The following is a 4,453-nucleotide window of genomic DNA, read 5'->3' on the forward strand; positions in this document are numbered from 1 at the left end:
CATTCAAGTGGGGAAATAAAGCGTACGCATATTCCATTTAATGTAGTGATGTTGCGTCAAGATAGAGAAAACCTTAAAACAAAAAGCGGAAATTTTGAAAAAAAACGGTAATGACTGAGGAAGCTCCAGTTGAAGCTGCTAATCAAATAGTTCATGAGCAGCCTGAAACTACATATATAGAGGAACGAAACGATAATCAATCTTTACCACCGTATTATCAATTTCCATCTCTTGAGCTACTTGAGCCTCCATTACAAGGTGAAAGCGATGATGATTGGCTTGATGAGCAAGGGAAGATGTTAAACGAAACATTGTTTAATTTTAATGTGCGTGCTAGTGTTGTTGATATTACACAAGGGCCTTCTGTTACACAGTTTGAAGTACAGCCAGAGCCAGGTGTAAAAGTTAATAAAATAACAAATTTAACGGATGATATTAAATTATGTTTAGCAGCTCAGGATATTCGAATGGAAGCACCTATCCCTGGTAAGCATACTATTGGTATTGAAATTCCAAATCGTAAAAGCAGACCTGTTTACTTGCGAGAAATTCTTGAAAGTAGTACATTCACAGAATCAGAGTCACCATTAACAGCAGCGTTAGGTTTGGATATAACAGGTGCACCTGTCGTAACAGATTTAAGAAAAATGCCGCATGGATTAATTGCAGGGGCAACAGGCTCTGGAAAAAGTGTCTGCATTAATACGATGATTATAAGTTTGCTTTATAAAGCTACACCTCAAGAATTAAAGTTATTGTTAATTGACCCAAAGATGGTTGAGTTAGCTCCTTATAATTCGATACCGCATTTGGTAAGCCCCGTAATTACCGATGTTAAAGCAGCTACAGCAGCTTTAAAGTGGGCAGTTGATGAAATGGAAAGAAGGTATGAATTATTTGCGCATACAGGCGTAAGAGATATATCACGTTTTAATAAAAAGGCAGAAGAAGCTGGACAATTAGCCGATCAGTTACCGTTTATTGTTATCATTATTGATGAGCTAGCTGATTTAATGATGATGTCACCTGCAGAAGTAGAAGAGTCTATTTGTCGAATTGCTCAGAAAGCAAGAGCATGTGGTATACATCTAATTGTTGCGACTCAACGTCCTTCAGTTGATGTTATTACAGGGCTTATTAAAGCGAATATTCCTACAAGGATTGCGTTCTCAGTATCTTCTCAAATTGATTCACGTACTATTATTGATACGAGTGGAGCGGAGAAGCTGCTAGGTCGTGGTGATATGTTATTCTTAGAAAATGGTTCTTCGAAAACAGTACGTCTGCAAGGAACATATGTGAGCGATGAGGAAATTGAAGAGGTTGTTGATTTTGTTCGTAAAGAACAAGAACCACAATATTTATTTCAACAAGAAGATTTGTTAGCCAAGGCTCAGATTTCGGAAGAGCGTGATGATCTATTTGTAGAAGCTTGTGAATTTGTTGTGTATCAAGATGGTGCTTCAACATCAAGTCTACAAAGAAGATTCCATATTGGTTATAATCGCGCTGCTAGATTAATTGATATGATGGAAAGTTATGGAATTATATCAGAAACTAGAGGAAGTAAGCCGCGTGAAGTCTTAATGACAAGTGTTGAATTACAAGAGTGGATTGAACAACAACCTGAATAACTGATAGACTAAGAGCTTGATAGTATTAAGGCGTATGGAAATGAGGAAATATGGCCTCATTTCCACGTCTTCTATTATAATATTTAGCAATTAAAGATCGTTTGTACCTATTTACGTGATATTCTTAACATTATTAAACAAACAGATTAGATTTAACTGCACATGTAAAAGAGGGATTTTTAGAATGAAGGAAATCGAGTTAAAGCTTCAAGGAAAAATCAAAAGATTAACCAATCAGACATTTAAGTTTGATCGTCGGGTTAAGAGTGGTTGGTTCTCGGCTGTTTACTTTTTAAAGACAAAAGAAATTATAGAAGATTTTTGTCCAGAAAAAGAAGTAACGATGCAATTCTTCCAAAGGCAAGAAGCTGTCCTTTGTGGAGTAGATGAAGTTATTGCTCTTATTCAAGAGTTTGCTGAGAAACCAGAGGAGCTTGAAATTCATTCACTTAGTGATGGAGATAAAATTAGTCCGTTCGAGACGGTCATGACAATTAAAGGTCATTATCAAAACTTCGGTTTCCTTGAGGGAATTATTGATGGGATTTTTGCTCGTAGAACCTCTGTGGCTACGAATGTATATAATGTGGTAAAAGCCGCAGGCATTTCTGGTGTACAAAAGCCAGTCATCTTTATGGGAGATCGTGATGATCACTATACCCAGCAAGCAGGAGATGGCTATGCAGCTTATATTGGAGGAGCGACAGCTCAAGCAACACATGCCATGAACGAATGGTGGGGCAAGCAAGGAATGGGAACTATGCCACATGCTCTTATTCAAATGTTTAACGGAGATGTTGTGGAAGCCTGTAAAGTGTACAACAAGAAGTTTCCAGAAGATGAACTAACGGCATTAGTTGATTATAATAATGACGTTATTACAGATTCATTAAAAGTGGCAAGAGAGTTTGGAAGTCTGCTAAAAGGTGTTCGTGTAGATACTTCTAGAACGTTAATCGATAAATATTTCCTGAGAAATCAACATCTACTTGGAACATTTGATCCGCGTGGCGTAAATGCAGAACTTATCTTTGCTTTACGACAAGCGCTTGATGCAGAAGGCTATCAGCATGTGAAAATCGTTGTAACTGGTGGATTCACAGAGAAGCGTATAGAAGAATTTGAAAAAAGTGGAGTTCCAGTAGATATGTATGGTGTAGGTAGTAGTATCTTAAAAATAAATATTGGTTTCACTGGTGATAATGTTTTATTGAACGATCAACCGCAAGCGAAAGAAGGGCGTAAATATCGTCCAAATCCACGCTTAGAAAAAGTAGATTTATAATAATAATTAAACGAAAAATTTTTTAGTTAGAAATGGGATAAATTAACTTTGTAATCATTCTATTAATAGAGTGCATTTGGCGCAAAAATATTTTTTATGATATAATGTTTCTTTAGGAGACTAGTTTTTAGACTCTTGTTTTAATAGCATGGAAACACGTTTTCTTAAAAATGCAAAACGTCATATGCTGTACTGCAGATAGACGATTGTTGGAGGTTCTCGTATGACTGTTTACCATTTTGTTGGTATAAAAGGATCCGGTATGAGTGCACTTGCACAAGTGCTTCATGATATGGGGTTAAAAGTTCAAGGTTCAGATATTGAAAAATACTTTTTTACACAAACTGCATTAGAAGATGCAGGTATTACAATTTTACCTTTTAATAAGGATAATATTACAAGCGATTTAACGGTTATAGCAGGTAATGCTTTTCCTGATACACATGAAGAAATTCAACGAGCTATAGAGTTAGACATTCCTGTTATTCGCTATCATCGATTCTTAGGAGATTTCATTAAGAAATTTACAAGTGTGGCTATTACTGGTGCACATGGTAAAACATCGACAACTGGTTTAATGGCTCATGTTATTAAGGGAGCAAAACCAACTTCTTTCCTAATTGGTGATGGAACAGGAAAAGGAGAACGTGACGCGGAGTTTTTCGTATTCGAAGCATGTGAATATCGTCGTCATTTCTTGTCGTATCATCCTGATTACGCGATTATGACTAATATTGATTTTGATCATCCAGACTATTTCTCAAGTCTTGAAGATGTTTTTCAAGCGTTTCAAGATATGGCTCTTCAAGTTAATCGTGGAATCATTGCTTGTGGAGATGATGAGCAACTTCAACGAATTCAAGCGAGAGTACCAGTTATTTTCTACGGATTTAATGAAGAAAATGATTTTCAAGCGCGTAATATCTCAACATCACATAAAGGTACAACTTTTGAAGTGTATGTAAGAAATAATTATTTTGAAACATTTACTATTCCAATGTATGGTAACCATAGTGTATTAAATGCATTAGCTGTTATTGCACTTTGTCAGTATGAAAATATTGATACTGAAATTGTACAATCTCAATTAGCTACCTTTAATGGGGTAAAAAGAAGATTTTCTGAAACAGAAATCGGTACACAAATTCTAGTAGATGATTACGCTCATCATCCTACTGAAATAAAAGCTACAATTGATGCGGCGAAACAAAAATATCCAGATCGAGAAATCGTTGCTGTTTTTCAACCGCATACATTTAGCAGAACGCAAAAATTCTTAGAACAGTTTGCTGAAAGCTTAAATTTAGCGGATAAAGTATTTTTATGCGATATTTTTGGGTCAGCTAGGGAACATCAAGGGAAGTTAACAATTCATGACCTAATTGATAAAATTCCAAATGGAGAACTATTACTTCAAGAAGATACTTCTTCATTAAAACAATATCAGAATAGCGTTATCTTATTTATGGGTGCTGGAGATATTCAAAAATTTCAAATCGCATATGAAACATTATTGAAAGAACAATAATAAAAA

General features: G+C 35.6%; 2 protein-coding genes and 1 pseudogene. All 3 read left to right on the forward strand.

All coding sequences use genetic code 11. From position 1 onward, the window contains the following. Positions 1-215 precede the first annotated feature (215 nt). Positions 216-1,634: pseudogene (locus TX86_RS00505) on the forward strand (DNA translocase FtsK); the annotation flags it as partial. Between the two features lie 184 nt (positions 1,635-1,818). Beyond that, a complete protein-coding gene (locus TX86_RS00510) occupies positions 1,819-2,919 on the forward strand; it encodes a nicotinate phosphoribosyltransferase (protein ID WP_042345266.1) in 1,101 nt (366 codons plus the stop codon). Positions 2,920-3,142: 223 nt separating this feature from the next. After that, positions 3,143-4,447 carry a UDP-N-acetylmuramate--L-alanine ligase gene (gene murC, locus TX86_RS00515; protein ID WP_042345268.1) on the forward strand — a complete coding sequence of 435 codons (1,305 nt, stop codon included), beginning with the start codon at positions 3,143-3,145 and terminating at the stop codon, positions 4,445-4,447. The last annotated feature ends 6 nt before the right edge of the window (positions 4,448-4,453 follow it).

The organism is Bacillus massiliigorillae (assembly GCF_000380245.2).
Lineage (GTDB): Bacteria > Bacillota > Bacilli > Bacillales > DSM-1321 > Bacillus_AD > Bacillus_AD massiliigorillae.

Excerpts from the sequence above, each read along its gene's own strand:
- TX86_RS00510 (WP_042345266.1), top strand. The coding sequence starts at position 1,819 with ATGAAGGAAATCGAGTTAAAGCTTCAAGGAAAAATCAAAAGATTAACC.
- murC (WP_042345268.1), top strand. The coding sequence starts at position 3,143 with ATGACTGTTTACCATTTTGTTGGTATAAAAGGATCCGGTATGAGTGCA.